Source organism: Mycobacterium sp. 1465703.0, from assembly GCF_001672975.1.
GTDB lineage: Bacteria > Actinomycetota > Actinomycetes > Mycobacteriales > Mycobacteriaceae > Mycobacterium.
The window spans coordinates 16,625-35,177 of the sequence record NZ_LZKU01000054.1; the positions used below are offsets into that span (position 1 = coordinate 16,625).

The following is an 18,553-nucleotide window of genomic DNA, read 5'->3' on the forward strand; positions in this document are numbered from 1 at the left end:
GGCTAGCGCCACCGTGCAACGCCTCGGCGGTCGCCCGGACCTGACCGCGCTCAGGGCGTGATCGCGGGCGGATACGGCAGATCGGTGCTGCTGTGCGGGTCGACATACACCGGATGACCGAGATACGGGAAGGCTCGTTGCGGACAGGCGGGCCGGTCGCAGATCTTGCAGCCGGCGCCGATCGGCACGATCGACTCGGGGGCGGTCAGATCGATGCCCACCGAGTAGACCAGTTTCTCGGCCTGGGCCACGTCGCATCCCAACCCGATGGCAAAGCTCTTGTCCGGGCCCAGATAACGGTTCGGCTCCGTCGTGGTGGTCCTGGCGATCCAGAAGTAGGTGCGTTCGTCGGGCATCTGCGCGACCTGTGTCAGAAATTGACCGGGGCGGGAAAACGCATGGTGGACCACCCACAGCGGGCAGTTCCCGCCAACGCGGGAAAAATGAAATGCCGTGGCGGACTGCCGTTTGGAGATGTTTCCCGCGCTGTCGGTGCGGACGAAGATGAAAGGGACCCCGCGGGCGTTCGGACGTTGCAGGGTGGACAGCCGGTGGCAGATGGTTTCGAATCCCACCTCGAATCGCCGGCCCAGCTGGTCGATGTCGTAACGCACGCTCTCCGCGGCGTCCAGGAATCTGCGGTAGGGCAACAGCAGGGCGCCGGCGAAGTAGTTGGCCAATCCGATGCGGGCTACCCCGCGTGCGTCATCGCTGAGCTGATCGTCACCTGCGATGATCCCGGTGATCAGCCTGGCCTGGGTCAGCAGGGCAATCTGCGTGGCGAGCTGGAAGGCACGCTGACCCGGGTGCAGCCACCGGGCCACGTACAAGGTTTTTGATTCGGGTGCGAACAGCCGTTTGGAGTTGGGATCCAGCGCCTGACCGTCGTCGATCACCACCGTGACGCCGAGTTTGTCGGCGAGCACTTCCGCCAGCTGCCCGTCGAGACCGCCGATGCGTAAGTTGTTCGTGTCGAACAGGTCTTCGGCGGCGACGTCCAGTTCACCGATGTAGTTTTTCCGGTCGTAGAAGAAGTCCCGAACCTCTTCGAATGGCATGGGCTGCTGGATCATTGCCGACGTGTCGAGGTTGGCGCGACTGTGCAGCGCTTCGAGATCGGCAGTTGTGTCGTGCAGCCGCCGGTGCATATTCACCAACGTCTGACCGACCGCCGGCATGCGGGCGACGAGTTCCTCGACTTGCGCGGTCGTGGCAGACGTGTCGGCCAGAACCTCCCGCAAGTCCGAGACCAAGCGAGCGTCGGATTCCGGGGCGAAGTAATGCGTCGGCAAGTTGAACCGCTCGGTGAGGGTGAGCAGCACCGAAACGGTGATCGGGCGCTGATCGTTTTCCAGCTGGTTGACGTAGCTGGTCGACAAGCCCAGGGCGCGCGCCAGCGCCACTTGGGTCAGCCCCTGCTCCTCGCGCAAACGCCGTAGCCGCGCGCCGGCGAACGTTTTCGCCACCAGACACACAGTACGCCCGCCCCTTTCGCAATATTCGCAAAAACTTGCTGCTGAGGACGCAAAATTACGCTTTTACAGGGGATTTACCCCGCTACCAACTCTGCGTAGTGTGCGGCTTATGCGGATCCATGACGTTCGAACCCGGCGCAGCGCCGACGACTTCCCTCGTAGCGAGCACCTGGCCTGGAAGATCGCCGAGGTCGCGGCCGACCCGGTCGACGTCCCGGCGGACACCGAGACGATGGTGATCAACCGGATCATCGACAACGCCGCGGTGTCGTCTGCCGCGGTGACCCGCCGCCCGGTCGCCTCCGCGCGCGCCCAGGCGCAGGCGCATCCATCGAAGGGCGCCAAGGTTTTCGGCATCCAGGGCGACTACTCGCCGGAGTGGGCCGCCTGGGCCAACGGCGTGGCGGTCCGCGAATTGGACTTCCACGACACCTTCCTGGCCGCCGAGTACTCCCACCCGGGGGACAACATTCCGCCTCTGGTCGCCGTGGCCCAGCACCTCGGGATCAGCGGAGCCGACCTGATCCGCGGTATCGCAACCGGTTACGAGATTCAGATCGATCTGGTCAAGGGAATCTGCTTGCACGAGCACAAGATTGACCACGTCGCCCACCTCGGCCCGTCGGTGGCCGCCGGCCTGGGCGCCATGCTGCGTCTGGACAAGGAGACCATCTATCAGGCGATCGGCCAGGCACTGCACTTGACGACGTCCACTCGGCAATCACGTAAAGGCCTGATCTCCAGCTGGAAGGCGTACGCGCCCGCCTGGGCCGGCAAGGTTGCCATCGAGGCCGTCGACCGTGCGATGCGCGGCGAGGGTGCGCCCGCCCCCATCTGGGAGGGTGAGGACGGGGTGATCGCGTGGCTACTTTCCGGCCCGGAACACACCTACCACGTTCCGCTGCCCGAACCCGGCGAGCCCAAGCGCGCCATCCTGGACAGTTACACCAAGGAGCACTCGGCCGAATATCAGAGTCAGGCGCTGATCGACCTGGCCCGCCGAATGCGGGACAGGCTCGGCGATCTGGACCAGGTCGCCACGATCGTGCTGCACACCAGCCATCACACCCACTACGTGATCGGCACCGGAGCAAACGACCCGCAGAAGTTCGATCCGGATGCCTCGCGTGAAACGCTGGACCACTCGGTGATGTACATCTTCGCCGTTGCACTGCAGGACGGAACCTGGCATCACGAACGGTCCTACGCACCCGAACGGGCGCACCGGCCCGACACCATAGAACTGTGGCACAAGGTCTCGACGGTCGAAGATCCCGAATGGACGCGGCGCTATCACTCCTCTGATCCCGCGGAGAAGGCGTTCGGCGCCCGTGCCGAAGTCACCCTCAAAAACGGTGAGGTGATCGTCGACGAGATCGCCGTCGCCGATGCTCATCCACTGGGGGCCCGACCGTTCGAGCGCAAGCAGTACATCGCAAAGTTCAACGAACTGGCTCACGACGTGGTCAGCGACACCGACCAGCAGCGCTTTCTGTCTGTGGCGGAATCCCTTTCGGAGCTGCAAGCCGGCGCTCTGGGTGCACTCAACATCACGGTCGGTCCGCTGGTGCTCGCTCACGCGCCCACGATTCCCGCCGGAATCTTCTGATGAGCGGACTGATCGGCAGCGCCACACCGGCGGCCACGAAAAGGGCTCAATTCCGCGCCGCCCTGGAAACCGGTCGCTTGCAACGGTTCCCGGGAGCCTTCTCGCCGCTGGTGGCCAAGCTCGTCGCCGAACTCGGATTCGACGGCGTGTACGTGTCGGGGGCCGCGCTGTCCGCCGACCTCGGTCTGCCCGACATCGGCCTGACCACCCTGACCGAAGTCAGCAGCCGCAGCTCGCAGATCGCTTCGGTGACCGACCTGCCCACCCTCATCGACGCCGACACCGGTTTCGGTGAACCGATGAACGCCGCCCGCACCGTGACCATGCTGGAGGACGCCGGGCTGGCCGGTTGTCACCTCGAGGACCAGGAAAACCCCAAGCGGTGCGGGCATCTCGACGGCAAGGCTGTGGTGCCGGCCGGCGATATGATCAAGCGCCTGCGGGCCGCCGTGGCAGCCCGCCGAGACCCGAACTTCATCATCTGCGCCCGTACCGATGCCGCCGGAATCGAAGGGTTGCCCGCGGCGATCGACCGTGCCAAGGCCTACGCCGACGCGGGCGCCGACCTGATTTTCACCGAAGCCCTGCGCTCACCGGAAGAATTCGAACAGTTCCGGGCCGCGGTGGATACGCCGCTGCTGGCCAACATGACCGAGTTCGGCAAGTCGGAGCTGTTGACCGCCCAGCAGCTGTCCGACATCGGCTACAACATGGTGATCTATCCGGTGACCACCCTGCGGCTAGCCATGCACGCCGTCGAAGTGGGTCTTCGTGAAATCGCAGCCAGCGGAACACAATCCGGCCTGCTGGACCGCATGCAACACCGCACCCGACTCTACGAGCTGCTGCGCTACGCCGACTACAGCCAATTCGATTCTGAGATTAACTTCGCCCGCCGAGGAGTCGCGCAATGAGCACCATCGAAGACAACCACCCCCGCATCTACAAGGGCCTGGCCGGCGTCGTCGTCGACACCACCGCTATCTCCAAGGTCGTCCCGGAAACCAACTCGCTGACCTACCGTGGGTATCCGGTCCAGGACCTCGCGGCACTTTGCAGCTTCGAACAGGTTGCCTACTTGCTCTGGCATGGCGAGCTTCCCGACGACCAACAGCTTGCGCTGTTCACCCAGCGAGAACGAGCTGCCCGGCGGCTGAACCGATCCCAGTTGTCGTTGTTGACCAAATTGCCCGAAACCTGCCACCCGATGGATGTGGTGCGGACCTTCATCAGCTCCATGGGTGCCGAAGACCCGGAAGAGGACGACAGCAGCCCAGCGGCCAACTACGCCAAGGCGCTACGGATGTTCGCGGTGCTGCCCACCGTCGTCGCCGCCGACATGCGCCGCCGGCGCGGCCTGGACCCCATCGCCCCGCACAGCCACATGAACTATGCGCAGAACTTTCTGCACATGTGCTTCGGTGACGTGCCCGAACAGGTCGTGGTGGATGCCTTCGAGCAGTCGATGGTCCTCTATGCCGAGCACAGCTTCAACGCATCCACCTTCGCCGCCCGGGTCGTCACTTCTACCCAGTCCGACATCTACAGCGCGGTCACGGCCGCCATCGGCGCGCTCAAAGGTCCACTGCATGGTGGCGCCAACGAAGCCGTCATGCGCGACATGCTCGAGATCGGCACCGCCGACAAGGCGGCGGCATGGCTGCAGGGCAAGCTGGATCGCAAGGACAAGATCATGGGCTTCGGTCACCGGGTGTACAAAAACGGTGACTCGCGGGTGCCGACCATGAAGGAGGCACTCAAACGCGTCGCGGCGGCCCGCAACGGTCAGCAGTGGCTCGACATCTATCAAGTCCTGGAGACGGGCATGGCCGAGGCAAACGGCATCAAGCCGAACCTGGACTTTCCGACCGGTCCGGCCTATCACCTGATGGGATTCGACGTCGGCATCTTCACCCCGATCTTCGTGATGAGCCGGATCACCGGGTGGACGGCACACATCATCGAGCAGACCGCGTCCAATGCGTTGATCCGTCCGCTGAGCGAGTATGTCGGACCTCCGCAGCGCGCTCTATCGTAAGTATCGTGTTTGCGAAGGTACTGGTCGCTAATCGCGGGGAGATTGCCATCCGCGCTTTCCGCGCGGCCTACGAGTTGGAGCTGGCGACCGTTGCGATCTATCCCTACGAGGATCGCAATTCCGTACATCGATTGAAGGCCGACGAGTCCTATCAGATCGGTGAGGAGGGCCACCCGGTCCGGGCCTACCTGTCGGTCGACGACATCGTCGCGACCGCACGGGCTTGTGGAGCCGACGCGATCTACCCCGGCTATGGCTTCCTATCCGAGAACCCGGACCTGGCGGCGGCGTGCGCGGCGGCGGGCATCACCTTCGTCGGCCCGAGCGCGGAAGTCCTGGAGCTCACCGGCAACAAGTCGCGGGCGATCGCGGCGGCGCGGGCGGCGGGCCTTCCCGTGCTGGCTTCCTCTGCACCCTCGACGTCGGTGGACGACTTGGTGGCGGCCGCTGAGTCGATGACGTTCCCGCTGTTCGTCAAGGCGGTTGCGGGCGGCGGCGGACGCGGGATGCGCCGGGTGACCGACGCGGCATCGCTACCGGAAGCGATCGAGGCGGCCAGCCGCGAGGCCGAATCCGCGTTCGGGGACGCCTCGGTTTTTCTCGAGCAAGCGGTAATCAACCCGCGTCACATCGAGGTGCAGATCCTGGCCGACACCCAGGGCAACGTGATTCACCTCTACGAGCGGGACTGCAGTGTGCAGCGCCGGCACCAGAAGGTTGTCGAGATCGCGCCGGCTCCCAATCTGGATCCGGAACTGCGCCAACGCATTTGCGCAGACGCAGTGGCTTTCGCGCAGAGCATCGGCTATACCTGTGCCGGCACGGTCGAATTCTTGCTCGACGAACGTGGCAATCATGTGTTCATAGAGATGAACCCACGCATCCAGGTGGAGCACACGGTCACCGAGGAGATCACCGACGTCGACCTGGTGTCGGCACAACTGCGGATCGCCGGCGGCCAGAGTTTGGAAGACATCGGTCTGAGCCAGAATTCGATCGTTCCACACGGTGCGGCGTTGCAGTGCCGCATCACCACCGAGGACCCGGCGAATGGGTTCCGCCCGGATACCGGTCGGATCACCGCCTATCGGACCCCGGGCGGGGCGGGAATCCGGCTGGACGGCGGCACCACACTAGGGGCCGACATCAGCGCGCATTTCGACTCGATGCTGATCAAGCTGACCTGCCGAGGTCGCGACTTCGCCACGGCGGTGCGCCGGGCGCGTCGCGCGGTCGCGGAGTTCCGCATCCGTGGCGTGTCGACGAATATCCCGTTCTTGCAAGCGGTTCTGGATGACGCTGATTTTCAGGCCGGCCGCGTCACCACCTCGTTCATCGAGGAGCGCCCGCAGCTGCTCACCGCGCGCAGCAGCGCCGATCGCGGCACCAAGATTCTGAGCTACCTGGCCGACGTCACCGTCAACAAGCCGCACGGTGAGCGACCCTCGGCGGTGTACCCGCACGACAAGCTGCCCGACATCGACCTGTCGACCATCCCGCCGGCGGGTTCCAAGCAGCGTTTGACCGAGCTCGGTCCGGAGCGATTTGCCACCTGGCTGCGCGAGTCACGCGGCGTCGGCGTCACCGACACCACGTTCCGCGACGCGCACCAGTCGCTGCTGGCCACCCGGGTTCGCACCAGCGGCCTGATCAAGATAGCGCCGTACATCGCCCGGACCACACCACAACTGCTGTCCATCGAATGCTGGGGCGGAGCGACTTACGATGTGGCGCTGCGGTTCCTGAAGGAGGACCCTTGGGAGCGGCTGGCGACACTGCGTGAGGCGTTGCCCAACATCTGCCTGCAGATGCTGCTGCGCGGGCGCAACACCGTCGGCTACACGCCCTATCCGGAGACGGTCACGACGGCGTTCGTCGAGGAAGCGACGGCAACAGGCATCGACATCTTCCGCATCTTCGATGCGCTGAACAACGTCGACTCGATGCGACCGGCCATCGACGCCGTGCGGGAAACCGGGGCATCGGTGGCCGAGGTGGCGATGTCCTATACCGGCGATCTCAGCGACCCGGCCGAAAAGCTTTACACCCTGGACTATTACCTGAAGCTCGCCGAGCAGATCGTCGAGGCGGGCGCACACGTGCTGGCCATCAAGGACATGGCCGGGCTGCTGCGCGCACCTGCGGCAGCGACCCTGGTCTCGGCGCTCAAGTTCCGATTCGACCTGCCGGTGCACGTGCACACCCACGACACCCCGGGCGGGCAACTGGCGACCTATGTGGCGGCCTGGCACGCCGGAGCCGACGCCGTCGACGGTGCCTCGGCGCCGCTGGCGGGAACCACCAGCCAGCCCGCGCTGTCGTCGATCGTGGCGGCCGCGGCCAATACCGCCTACGACACCGGGTTGTCACTGCCGGCGGTCTGCGACCTGGAGCCCTATTGGGAGGCGCTCCGAAAGGTCTACGCGCCCTTCGAATCCGGGCTCCCGGCCCCGACGGGACGCGTCTACCACCACGAGATCCCCGGTGGCCAGCTGTCGAACCTGCGCCAGCAGGCCATCGCACTGGGACTCGGTGACCGCTTCGAGGAGATCGAAAACGCCTATGCGGGAGCCGATGCCATTCTGGGGCATCTGGTCAAGGTCACCCCGTCCAGCAAAGTGGTCGGTGACCTGGCGCTGGCGCTGGTAGGCGCGGGCGTCAGCGCGCAAGACTTCGCCGACGACCCCGCCCGCTATGACATCCCGGACTCGGTCATCGGCTTCCTGCGTGGAGAGCTGGGTGACCCGCCGGGCGGTTGGCCTGAGCCGTTGCGTACCAAGGCTTTAGAGGGTCGGGGTCCAGCGAAGCCGGAACAGGCCCTATCGGCCGAAGATGAGGCAGCATTGGCAGTGCCGGGCGTCGATCGGCAGGCCACGCTGAATCGACTGTTGTTCCCCGGGCCGACCAAGGAGCTCGAGGACCATCGGGAACAGTACGGGGACACCTCTCGGCTGAGCGCCAACCAGTTCTTCTACGGATTGCGCCACGGGGACGAACATCGCGTCGAGCTGGAGCGCGGGGTGGAGCTGCTGATCGGCCTGGAAGCCGTCTCCGAACCCGACGAACGCGGCATGCGCACCGTGATGTGCATCCTCAACGGACAGCTGCGCCCGGTCGTGGTACGCGATCGCAGCATCGCGTCGGATGTGCCGGCGGCCGAGAAGGCCGATCGCGCCAACCCCGACCACATCGCCGCCCCGTTTGCCGGAGTCGTGACGGTGACCACCGAGGTCGGTGAGGAAGTCGAAGCCGGCCAAACCATTGCGACGATCGAAGCGATGAAGATGGAGGCCGCCGTCACCGCCACGAAGGCCGGTAAGGTCGCGCGGATTGCGGTGTCACAGACCGCGCAAGTGGAAGGTGGCGACCTCTTGGTGGTGATCGACTAGCGGCGATCGCTGGCGCTGGCGCTGATCAAGGCGGCCCGCGCCAGCGTCTGTTGCGCCTGCTTCACGTGGGCGGCGTCGACCAGGACACCGTTGACCCCGACGGCCCCGCGTCCCTTGGCCTCGGCTTCCCGGTATGCCGCGACATTAGCCTCGGCCCTGGCGATTTCGTCAGCGGTCGGGGCGTAGACCTCGTTGGCGACCGGCACCTGGTCGGGATGGATAGCCCACTTGCCGGTGTAGCCGAGCAGCGAGGCGCGCCGCGCATCACGCTCGTACCCCGCCAGATCCCGATAGTCGGGATAGGGCGCGTCGATTGCGTCGATGCCGGCGATGCGCGCCGCGACGATCACCTTGTTGCGCGCGTAAGCCCAGAATTCGCCGGGGTATTCACCGAGCGGCACGAAGTTGGTGTCCACCCGCGCGCCCTGGGACAGCGAGAAGTCACCCACCCCGAAGATCAAGGCGTCCATACGCGGGCTCGCCGCGGCGATCTCCTCCGCATTGGCCAGGCCTTCGACCTCTTCGATGAGCACCTCGAGCCGAATGCGGTTGCTCAGACCGAGTTTCGTCTCCAGCTGGGTAAGCAGCACGTCCACCCACCACACGTCGCGGGCCTTGCGGGCTTTCGGAATGATGATGGTGTCCAGGTTCTGGCCGGCCTTGGTCACCACGTCGACGACGTCATCGTGACACCACTGGGTGTCCAGGCCGTTGATCCGGATGGCGCGCGCGGTGCGTCCCCAGTCCAGGTCGTTGAGTGCGGCGATCGCCTTGACCCGCGACTCTTCCTTGTAAGCGGGTGGCACCGCATCCTCGAGATCGAGGAACACCAGATCGGCACCGCACCGGGCGCCCTTCTCGAACATGTTGTCGTTGCTCGCGGGCACGGCGAGTTCGGACCGACGGAGAAGATCAGTCATTGATGTCTTTCTGTCACAACACGCCACGGGCGTGCAGGTCGTCAATTTCGTTGCCGGTCAACCCGAGTAGCTCCCCGTAGACCTCGGCGTTGTGCTCGCCAAGGCATGGCCCCAGATGCCCGACCGTGCCGGACGCCGACGAAAAACGCGGAACGGGAGCCTGTACCTTCATCGTCCCGAGTTGGGTGTCATCGACAGAGATGAACACCTTACGGTGTGCCAGCTGCTCGTCGGCGACCAGATCGCCGATGTCATAGACCGGGGCCGCGGCCACCTCATGCGCATCGAAGACCTCCATTGCCTCCGAAAGCGTCTTGCCGGCAACCCACTCCGCTACCACGGCGTCGACCTCGCGAGCCCGCGCCAGCCGTCGCTGCGGATCGGAGAAGTCGGGGTCCGTCACCAGGTCGTCGCGGCCGATCGCCTTGAACACCCGCAACGCCAGCGCCGGTGAACTGCCCGACATCGCCAACCACTTGTCGTCGGCGGTGCGATAGGTGTTGCGGGGCGCGGAGATGTCCCACCTGTTGCCGGATCGCCCGGGAACCAAACCCAACTGGTCATAACCCAGCAGCGTCTGCTCGAGCAGCCGCGCGAGCGGATCGATCAGATTGATGTCGATCAGCTGTCCCGGACCGCCGTGCACGTCACGGTGGTACAGCGCCATCATCACCGCGTACGCCGCGTTCAGCGACGCGACCCCATCCGCCAGCATGAACGGCGGCAGCGTCGGCGGGCCGTCGGCCTGCCCGGTGATGTGCGCGAATCCGCTCATCGCCTCGCCCAGCGTGCCGAACCCGGGACGCTCACTCTTCGGCCCACTCAGCCCGTAACCGGTGATGTGCAGCATCACGATCCGGTCGTTGACCGCGCGCAGGCTCTGGTAGTCCAGACCCCATTTGCGCAACGTCTGGGGGCGGGTATTGAAGATGGCAACGTCGGCGTGCTGCACCAGACGTCGCACCAGCGCCTGGCCTTCGGCGCAACGCAGGTCGAGCGTGATCGACCGCTTGTTGCGCGAAATCGATTTCCACATCAACCCGATCCCGTCACGCTGATTGCCCCAACCGCGAATCGGATCGCCATTGTGTGGGTCTTCGACCTTGATCACGTTGGCACCGAACTCACCCAGGTACGTCGCCACCAGCGGCGCGGCGGCCAGGGTGGCGAGGTCGAGGACCCGCAACCCGTCAAGCATTGGCACCGGCAGCCACCCGCACGTTCGAAGGGCGTTGCAGCCCAAGGTGTTCGCGTAACGTCGACGACTGGTATTCGGTGCGGAACAGCCCCCGGCGTTGCAGCTCGGGTACCACCATGCGCACCACGTCTTCGAATGCGCCGGGCAGATGCGTTGCGGCCAAGACGAATCCGTCGCAGGCGTCGGTTTCGAACCAGTCCGCCATCTGATCGGCGACCTGCTGGCCGGTGCCGACGAAACGCGGGCCTTGCAGCAGGGTGGCGCGATGATTGGCCAGATCACGCAACGTGACGGTGTCCCCACCGATATGGCTGCGCAGGTTCTGCACCAACCCGCGGATGCCGGTGACCGAGCTGAGCAGCTCATCGGTAACCGGGTCGTCGAGATCGTGTTGCGCGAAGTCGTAATTCATCAACTCCGACAAGAGCGTCAGGGATGCCATGGGATGAACCAGATCATCGAGGAACATGGCTTCGCGCTCCTTGGCGTGGGCTTCGGATTCGCCGACGACAGCGTAGGCCATGGGGCAGATCCGTACTGCGCCGGGATCGCGGCCGGCGTCGGCGATACGGTCCTTCTGATCCGCGTAGTGGCTGCGTGCGACCTCGATACCCGGATCGCCGGTGAAGATCAATTCGGCCCAGCGAGAGGCGAATTCGCGTCCTCGGCCCGACGACCCGGCCTGGATGATGACCGGGCGGCCCTGCGGGGCGCGCGGCACCGTCAGCGGGCCGCGCGCGGAGAAGAACTTTCCGACGTGCCCGAGTTCATGCACCTTCGTGGGGTCGGCATACTGCCCGGACACCCGGTCGTGCAGGACGGCGTCGTCCTCCCAGGTGTCCCACAGGCCGGTGACCACGTCCATGAATTCGTCGGCGCGGTCGTAGCGTTCGTCGTGGCCGAGGTGGGTGTCGACGCCGAAGTTCTGCGCTTCGCTGTCGTTGACCGAGGTGACCACGTTCCAGGCCGCACGGCCGCCGGACAGATGATCCAGCGAGGCGAAGGTTCTGGCGACGTGGAAAGGCTGGTAATAGGTCGTCGAATAAGTGGCGCCCAGTCCGATCTTCGAGGTGGCTTGAGCGAGCACGCCGAGGATCACGCTGAGGTCCAGCTTGACCGGGCGCGCGCCGTAGTGGACGGCTTCGTCCACGGAGCCGCCGTAGACCCCTGGCATTGCCAGACGATCGTCGAAGAACATCAGGTCGAAGCAGCCCTCTTCGAGCTGGCGGCCGATTTTGGCGTAGTAGGACGCATCCAGATATCGGTGTTCGGTTGCGGGGTGCCGCCATGAGCCCGCGTATACCGAGGTGCTGCCGGCCTGCATGAAGGCGACCAAGGCCATCTTGTCGGTTCGCATAAAGCGAAACGTAACATCTGATATTTCAGATTTCAAATGTCAAACCTGCGGTTTGGTATTGTGCGCGGGTGGCCGCCATCGATATCGCCGGAACCGTGCGGGAGCGAGCTGCCCGTGAACTGCGGGACCGCATCCTCACCGGCGTTCTTCCCGCCGGCTCACGGGTTGACCTCGACGCCATCACCGAAGAATTCGCCACCAGCCGCACACCGGTGCGCGAGGCGCTGTTGGAACTGTCCTTCGAAGGCCTGGTCCAGGTGGCCCCCCGAAGTGGCGTGACGGTCCTCGGCATCAGCCCGGATGACGTGATGGACAGCTTCACCATTCTCGGTGTGTTGACCGGGCAGGCCGCCGCGTGGGCCGCAGCCCGGATCGAGCCGCAAGAACTCGAGACCCTGCGTGCGCTGGCGGCCGATGTGGCCGCGCGGTCCGGTGACGACAGCATCGGAGAGGCCAACTGGCATTTCCACCAGATGATCCACCGCGCCGCACACTCGCCTCGGCTGCTGACCCAGATCAAGCAGGCCGCTCGCGTCGTGCCGAGTAATTTCCTCACCCTGTTCCCCGAGCACGAGAAGCACTCACTCGACGAACATCAAGAGTTGCTCGACGCGCTGGACCAGAGGGAGGCCGAGCTGGCACGCACCATCGCCGAGCGGCACGTGTTGGACGCCGGACGCTCGCTGGCCGACTGGCTGGAGCAGCGCGGCGACAATTGACTGCGGCGAGCCGTTTTTGCAATCGGGGGTGCAGAATTCGGCGCAGCTCAGCTGAGTGCGGGCAACACCTTGTCGGTGAGCATCTGGACCGACTTCCACGCTTCCTCGACCGGCACGCCGCCGACCAGGGGGTGCATGACGAGCGGGCCAAAATTCTCCGCATCGCGCACCTCGGCGATCAGCTGATCGGGAGTAAGGAAGCGGTATCGTCCCGATGCCCTGACCTGATCCAGCGTTTGAACACCCGGCAAGTGCATGAGTGAACGCTGGTCGGTTGACCATCGCCCGTAAGTGACTGCCTCCCAAAGGATGTGTTCACCGAGTTCCGCCCACGCTCGTTCCGGATCCTCATGCAGATAGATCATTCCGCGATTGACCGGCCCCGGCATGAGAACGAACGGCGACATGCCGGCCTCCGCACACAGCTCTCGGTAGTAACCGGCGATGTCGGGTAGGTGATCGGCCAGGCTGAGCGGCAGCCGGAACCGGGCGGCGCGGCGCGCCGTGGCGCGCGCGCCACCGCCGACGTAGAGCGGTGGATGTGGCCGGGTCCAAGTGCCGGTGCAGATTCCGTTTTCCGGATCATCACCGGACCAGACGGCGAGCATTCGCTCGAGCAGGGTGTCCATCAGCACACCACGCTGACTGAAATCGGCTCCAAGGGAATCGTATTCAACCGTGCGGTATCCGAGGCCTATCGTGGTGTGCAGGCGGCCCCGGCTCATGTTGTCGACGAGTGCGATGTCTTCGGCAAGTCGCACCGGGTTCCACAACGGCCCCAGTGCGCAATCGACGCTCGCGATCAGCGTCGAAGTCCGGGCCAGAAACATCGCCGCTGCCATGATCGGATTACAGCTCCAGCCGTGTCCGGTCGCATGATGCTCGTCGACGCTGATCGACGTGATGCCGCGGGATTCTCCCCATTGCCCCAGCTCGAGCGCGGCGGACAGCAGGTTGGCCTGTGTGCGTGGATCACCTTGCGGGGAAGCGAAGTTGAAGCGCAGAACCGTCAGCAGCATCTCCGGCCCCGCCTCTCTAGGATTGCGGCCCGGCCGCCGCCTGCAGGAAGGCCGGGAAGTCCGGGAACAGTGCGCGGTCGACGATCTCGATGCGTGTTCCTGCCGAATCGACGTAGTAGGCGAACAGCGCGAGTTCCGGCGCTGCGGTGTCGGCGGTCGCTTCGAAAGCGAAGCCGTTATCTTCCAATAGCTTCGCGCTCTCGGCCAAGTTGTCGGTCCAGTAGCCCAGGTGATGAATCGCGTTGCCCGGTGCCGCCGTCCAGGCCGTCCCAGGCACTTCATTGATCAGTTCGACGTGCGGTGCTTGCAGTGAGTAGACGAAAGTCGAAGTCACCTCTTGGGTTCCGCTGGTGGTGCGGAACGGCAAGGTGTAGCTCACCGGCGTGATCCACCGGTAGCCGGCCAGCGCACTCAGCCGGTCCATTGCGGCGTCGAGGTCGGGCACGATGATGCCGGTGTGGTAGAAGTCCTCGGGCCGTAACGCCAACGACGTCATGAGTTCCTCGCTATCTGGTCGCGCAGCCAGGCACTTTCCCAGAAATTCGTGCTGCTGGCCAGAAGTTTTTCATGGGCGCCTCGCAGCACCTCGCGAGCCCCGGGATGGTCCGCGGGGACAAGCTGGGCAAGGTGGATGGCCTGCAGGGGGCGTTCGGCGGCCAGGTGTGCCCGGGCCCGATCCAGCAAGGCGTCGGCGCCAGCCAGTTCGACCACGTCGGCGGCGACGGCGGCGAATCCGACCGGGTAGAGCTCCGTGGTCGATTCGTGGTGGAACCAGCCCGAGTAGTTCTCCCAGATTGCCCGCACATCCCAGGCCACTTTTCCGTAGCCCTCGCCGACGTCGTATTCCGCGGGCAGGGTGATTTCCCGCATCAAGGTCCGGACGTCTTTGCCGGCGTTCATCCCGGCGACGGTCTGATCGTGGATGTATGCGATGGCGTTGCGCAGCCGGGTCAGCTCGTCGTTGATCCGCTCGGCGCCCGCGACCGGCGCGAAGTGACCGGTAACCAGCAGCTCAGCCTGCAGGTCGCGGACCCGTTCCACCGAGGCAATGGCGGTCAACGCATCCCGATACCGGTCCCCACGCATGGTGGCAAGGTTGGGAATATGCCCGATTAGCGGACCAAACGTGTTTCCGCACAGGCAGATTCGTTCCTCCGGCAGCCACACCACCAGGGAATCGGTGGTCTCGCCGCCGGGCACCGAAATCAGCTCTATCCGTCGGCCGCCCAGCTCCAGGCTCAGCGTGTCCTCGAACTCGATGTCGACGACGGGCACGCTCTGGCCGGCCAGCCGGGTGGTACCCAGGCGTCGTTGGATGTCGCGGATGCCACTGGCCAGTGTGTCTTTGAACGCGAAGGCGCTGCGGCTGGCCCGGTAGGGTATCAGGCGATCGTTGTCGTCCCGCCATAATTTCCAGTTCGACTGCGCGACAACGGTTGTCTCCGGGTCCCGCACGCTGTCCAGGCCGCCGACATGATCCACGTGTCCCTGCGTGAAGATGATGTAACGCACCGGCGCGGGGTCCACGGCGTCGAAGTTGGCACGGTGCACCGGGCCCTCGAAACCCATCCCGGTGTTGATGATCACCCGGCCCGCGGTCGTGGTGAGCAGGTACGAGTTGGACAAGCCCGGCGAACACCACAATCCCGGGGCGAGCTGCTCGGCCTTCTCGGCTGACGCCGGCCGCATCGCATCAGCACCCGGCCTGCTCCGATAGACAGGTTCGGACATCGCTGGTGACTCCTTCATTCCGGACCGACGTCGAACTTGTCGAAGTAAAAGCCGAACCGGTCGCGCAGTTCGTCAGCGGCGATACCGAAGTGCCGCTGCAGGTCATAGCGAATCCGGCCGTGTTTCCCCCGCGGATTACCGTCCAGGTAGCGCTGAAAGCGTTCCCGCACCTTCGGCGGTAATTCGACGCCGGCATACTGGTAAAGCCGTTCGAGCACCGGCATCTCGTTGCCGTTGAGTTGATGGAAGTTGATGTCGATGCTGCGTTCGGCCGCGATCAGGTCGCGGTCGCGCACGCAGGCACTGAGCAGTCGGTGCACTCGATCGCTCCAATAGTCCAGCAGCCATTCGGGGTCAATGCTGCTTCGGCGCAGTCGATCCGAGTACGCCATCATGGTGATCGCCGACTGGATCACCGCGACGGGATCCCGGTGCGTGAATGCCACTGTGGCATCAGGGAAAGCCGCCATCAGCGGGCCGAGCTGCTCGCAGTGCTGTGGACTCTTGAGGACCCATGTCCGAGGCCCGCGCAAGAAAGTCAACGCCTGCAGTACCTTCTTCATGTAGGCGTAGTGCCGCGTTTGGTCGAGGCCAAGGTAGAAGTCACGCCAGTCAGGCACCCGCGCATGCCATTCCAGCACGTATGAGGCCAGATCGAGGTCGAGCAGCTCGACTTCTTCCTCGATGGCCTCAGGGAAGCGATCGTGCATCGCGGCCACCACGGGCGCGCTCGCCATCAACGCATCATGCTCGGCCTTGGCGCGGACGTAGCGCGGATCGACCCCAAATATGTCCGGGCCCTGTCCGAGCGCCGGGATGGGTTCCTGGCTCTCCCAATACGGCAGGGCGCGACGGCGCGGGTCGGAGGCAATCAGATTCACCAGATGGGTGGTGCCCGATCGCGGCATTCCGACGACAATGAATGGCTTCTCGATCGGGATGGACTCGATCTCTGGATAGCGCCGGATGAGCTCGGTCAGGGATAGCCGGTTGCGCAGCAGGCGCACAATTCGTTGCCGCAGCGAACCACGGGTGAGCTGGCGCAGACCCGTATCGGCTTCGATCGCCGCCACGTGCACCCGCAGGCGATCGGCGAACCCGTCGGTGTCGTCGAGGTCGGCGGCTCCGGCTGTCAGGCCGGACTGCTCGATGGCCTCCTCGAGCATCCGGTCGATGTCGAGATCGACAGGCTTCGCTTCAGTGAATTCCAGGATCTGGCGCTGCACGTCGGTCAACTGCGGCGCGGTCAAATCGTCGAAGTCGATGTCGTCGACCGCAGAACCCACTCCGAACCCCTCTTCGACGCGTCAGGTGAGACATATGGCACAGACGCTAGCCGCGGCGGAGATCCCTCGTTCAACCACCTCGCCGGCGGACCGCCCGGCGCTACAAGTTGGCCAGATCGTCGGGAACGTCGACCTTGTGGGCTTGCAGCGCTTGCAGGGGCACCACTTCGAGGGTGCTCTCGTGAGTGGCTGCCAGCACCACCGGCGCAGCACAGCCGTCGTGGTGAGCGCGCAGCCAGTTCAGCGCGGTCACACACCACCGGTCGCCCGGTAGCAGGCCGGGGAACCGGTACTCGGGCACCGGCGTCAACAAGTCATTGCCGATGGAACGCTGATGCTCCAAGAATTCGGCAGTCATCACCGCGCAGATCGTGTGCCGCCCAAGGTCCTGAGGGCCGGTCGAGCAACAACCGTCGCGGTAGAAGCCGGTCAGCGGGTCTGTGCCGCATGGTTCCAGCGGACCGCCTAGCACATTTCGATCGGGCACCCGTCCAGTATCGCGCTCTTGGGGCTGAAGTTTGAAGGAATTCCACCCACCGCACTGTCGGGATTTTTCCGATACCAGTGCCACCGGCCGCAGGTGTGGACGCCCGGTCATCCGACGTGTTAACTCGAGTCGATGTCGACACCGCCCAACCAACCCGGAAATCCCGCCGGTGAGCCACCCTGGGCATGGCAGCCGCCCGGTCATCAATCACCACCGAATCCACCCGGCACGCCGCCTCCGCCGGGCTATCCATACCCGCAGGCTTACCCCGGGTACCCCGGCTATCCGGGGTTCTCCGGCTACCCGGGATATGTTGACCCCCAAGCGCCCTATGGCCGCGATCCGGCTACCGGGCTGCCGCTGTCGGATAAGTCGGCCGCCACCGCAGGCTTGCTCCAGCTCTTTTTCGGATTGTTCGGTGTCGGCCGCTTCTACATCGACTCGACCCAGATCGCGGTGGCGCAACTGTGCCTGGGTCTGTTCGGAATTCTCTTCAGCCTGTTCTGTTTTCTGGGCTTTCCAGTTCTGCTCGGCGGCATCGTGTGGGCCATCGTCGACGCGATCTTGATCTTGACCGGCAGCGTCAAAGACAACCACGGTCGCAAGCTGCGTTAGGCGTCCGAGACCGCGTGGTGCGCTCGATCGGTTGTCCGACAATGTGTTTGGGGCGCAGCGCGGCAGATTTTAACCCGCCGTCGTCGATGTCGGTCTGGGCTCGCCGATGACTGATGGTCACGGATTGGTCACGATGACGGACCGATAGCAATTGTTATCGCGAGCTGTCGCGACGCGCTGAGCAAATCCCAGGGAAATCGCCCCGAAAACTTATCGTCACATCGTGGAACGACGTACGGCCCTGAAGCTCCCTCTCTTATTAGCGGCAGGCGCCGCAGTTGCCCGGGCACCTCGGGCCTCCGCCGAGGAAGCGGGCCGTTGGTCACCCGACCGTGCCAACCGTTGGTATCAAGCGCAGGGCTGGCTTGTCGGAGCAAACTATATTCCGGCGAACGCCATCAACCAGTTCGAGATGTTTCAGCCCGATACGTTCGACCCCCGGCGCATAGATACCGAACTGGGCTGGGCCCAGTTCTATGGCCACAACACCGCACGGATATTCCTTCACGATCAGCTCTGGGCGGCCGACCAGCGCGGGGCTGCGGATCCCAACATGAGTCGAAGAAGACCAACAGCGGTTTGATGCGGTGCCGCGCCGCGATATCGACGAATTGCCCTAGGCGCGTTTGGAAGCCGCGCTGGTCGGCCGCCCAGAGCTGATCGTGAAGGAATATCCGTGCGGTGTTGTGGCCATAGAACTGGGCCCAGCC

The 18,553-nt window shown here is 64.7% G+C and carries 15 protein-coding genes and 1 pseudogene; 7 read left to right on the forward strand and 9 right to left on the reverse strand.

The features are described from left to right. Window positions 1-50: 50 nt before the first annotated feature. On the reverse strand, window positions 51-1,475 hold the full coding sequence (locus tag A5625_RS05065) for a short-chain fatty acyl-CoA regulator family protein (protein ID WP_156747945.1): 1,425 nt from the start codon (window positions 1,473-1,475) through the stop codon (window positions 51-53). Window positions 1,476-1,584: 109 nt separating this feature from the next. Here A5625_RS05065 and prpD point away from each other — a divergent pair, with 109 nt between their 5' ends. The 4 genes from prpD to A5625_RS05085 are packed head-to-tail and all read left to right on the forward strand — an operon-like array spanning window position 1,585 to window position 8,511. Next, window positions 1,585-3,084 carry a 2-methylcitrate dehydratase PrpD gene (prpD, locus tag A5625_RS05070; protein WP_066989644.1) on the forward strand — a complete coding sequence of 500 codons (1,500 nt, stop codon included), beginning with the start codon at window positions 1,585-1,587 and terminating at the stop codon, window positions 3,082-3,084. Then, window positions 3,084-3,998 (forward strand): methylisocitrate lyase, encoded by a 915-nt coding sequence (gene prpB, locus A5625_RS05075; RefSeq protein ID WP_066989646.1) that lies wholly within the window; start codon window positions 3,084-3,086, stop codon window positions 3,996-3,998. The genes prpD and prpB overlap by 1 nt, the downstream gene beginning before the upstream one ends. After that, entirely contained in the window at window positions 3,995-5,122 is a 1,128-nt protein-coding gene (locus A5625_RS05080; protein ID WP_066989649.1) for a bifunctional 2-methylcitrate synthase/citrate synthase, read from the forward strand. The genes prpB and A5625_RS05080 overlap by 4 nt, the downstream gene beginning before the upstream one ends. 5 nt (window positions 5,123-5,127) lie before the next feature. Further along, window positions 5,128-8,511, forward strand: coding sequence for a pyruvate carboxylase (locus A5625_RS05085; protein ID WP_066989652.1), 3,384 nt, complete (start codon window positions 5,128-5,130; stop codon window positions 8,509-8,511). On the opposite strand, the gene A5625_RS05090 is transcribed toward A5625_RS05085, so the two are convergent. Genes A5625_RS05090 through A5625_RS05100 form a run of 3 tightly spaced genes read right to left on the reverse strand, consistent with a single transcriptional unit; the run spans window position 8,508 to window position 11,986 of the window. Then, the gene (locus A5625_RS05090) at window positions 8,508-9,431 is read right to left on the reverse strand and encodes a CoA ester lyase (protein WP_066989654.1); all 924 of its coding nucleotides are present in this window, start codon (window positions 9,429-9,431) and stop codon (window positions 8,508-8,510) included. The genes A5625_RS05085 and A5625_RS05090 overlap by 4 nt on opposite strands. A gap of 13 nt (window positions 9,432-9,444) precedes the next feature. Then, window positions 9,445-10,629 (reverse strand): CaiB/BaiF CoA-transferase family protein, encoded by a 1,185-nt coding sequence (locus A5625_RS05095; RefSeq protein WP_066989656.1) that lies wholly within the window; start codon window positions 10,627-10,629, stop codon window positions 9,445-9,447. Then, complete coding sequence (locus tag A5625_RS05100; RefSeq protein ID WP_066989658.1) at window positions 10,622-11,986, reverse strand: LLM class flavin-dependent oxidoreductase; 1,365 nt, start codon at window positions 11,984-11,986, stop codon at window positions 10,622-10,624. Before A5625_RS05100 ends, A5625_RS05095 begins: the two co-directional genes overlap by 8 nt. Before the next feature lie 68 nt (window positions 11,987-12,054). Here A5625_RS05100 and A5625_RS05105 point away from each other — a divergent pair, with 68 nt between their 5' ends. Further along, window positions 12,055-12,705: a GntR family transcriptional regulator gene (locus A5625_RS05105; RefSeq protein ID WP_066989659.1), complete on the forward strand. Its 651-nt coding sequence runs from the start codon at window positions 12,055-12,057 to the stop codon at window positions 12,703-12,705. 47 nt (window positions 12,706-12,752) lie between these two features. Here the strand turns inward: A5625_RS05105 and A5625_RS05110 are convergent, their stop codons facing one another. The 5 genes from A5625_RS05110 to A5625_RS05130 form a co-directional block, all read right to left on the reverse strand. Next, window positions 12,753-13,724, reverse strand: a complete 972-nt coding sequence (locus A5625_RS05110; protein ID WP_066989661.1) for an LLM class flavin-dependent oxidoreductase — start codon at window positions 13,722-13,724, stop codon at window positions 12,753-12,755. A gap of 16 nt (window positions 13,725-13,740) precedes the next feature. Beyond that, window positions 13,741-14,220: a VOC family protein gene (locus A5625_RS05115; protein WP_066989663.1), complete on the reverse strand. Its 480-nt coding sequence runs from the start codon at window positions 14,218-14,220 to the stop codon at window positions 13,741-13,743. Beyond that, window positions 14,217-15,455 carry an MBL fold metallo-hydrolase gene (locus A5625_RS05120; RefSeq protein ID WP_066989665.1) on the reverse strand — a complete coding sequence of 413 codons (1,239 nt, stop codon included), beginning with the start codon at window positions 15,453-15,455 and terminating at the stop codon, window positions 14,217-14,219. The genes A5625_RS05115 and A5625_RS05120 overlap by 4 nt, the downstream gene beginning before the upstream one ends. A gap of 14 nt (window positions 15,456-15,469) precedes the next feature. Beyond that, window positions 15,470-16,741, reverse strand: a complete 1,272-nt coding sequence (locus tag A5625_RS05125) for a sulfotransferase (protein ID WP_066989667.1) — start codon at window positions 16,739-16,741, stop codon at window positions 15,470-15,472. 100 nt (window positions 16,742-16,841) lie between these two features. Further along, window positions 16,842-17,228 carry a DUF2237 family protein gene (locus A5625_RS05130; RefSeq protein WP_066989680.1) on the reverse strand — a complete coding sequence of 129 codons (387 nt, stop codon included), beginning with the start codon at window positions 17,226-17,228 and terminating at the stop codon, window positions 16,842-16,844. Between the two features lie 132 nt (window positions 17,229-17,360). Here A5625_RS05130 and A5625_RS05135 point away from each other — a divergent pair, with 132 nt between their 5' ends. After that, window positions 17,361-17,843: a TM2 domain-containing protein gene (locus tag A5625_RS05135; protein WP_066989669.1), complete on the forward strand. Its 483-nt coding sequence runs from the start codon at window positions 17,361-17,363 to the stop codon at window positions 17,841-17,843. Window positions 17,844-18,066: 223 nt separating this feature from the next. Then, window positions 18,067-18,381, forward strand: a pseudogene (locus A5625_RS28110) (1,4-beta-xylanase); the annotation flags it as partial. Window positions 18,382-18,553 lie beyond the last annotated feature (172 nt).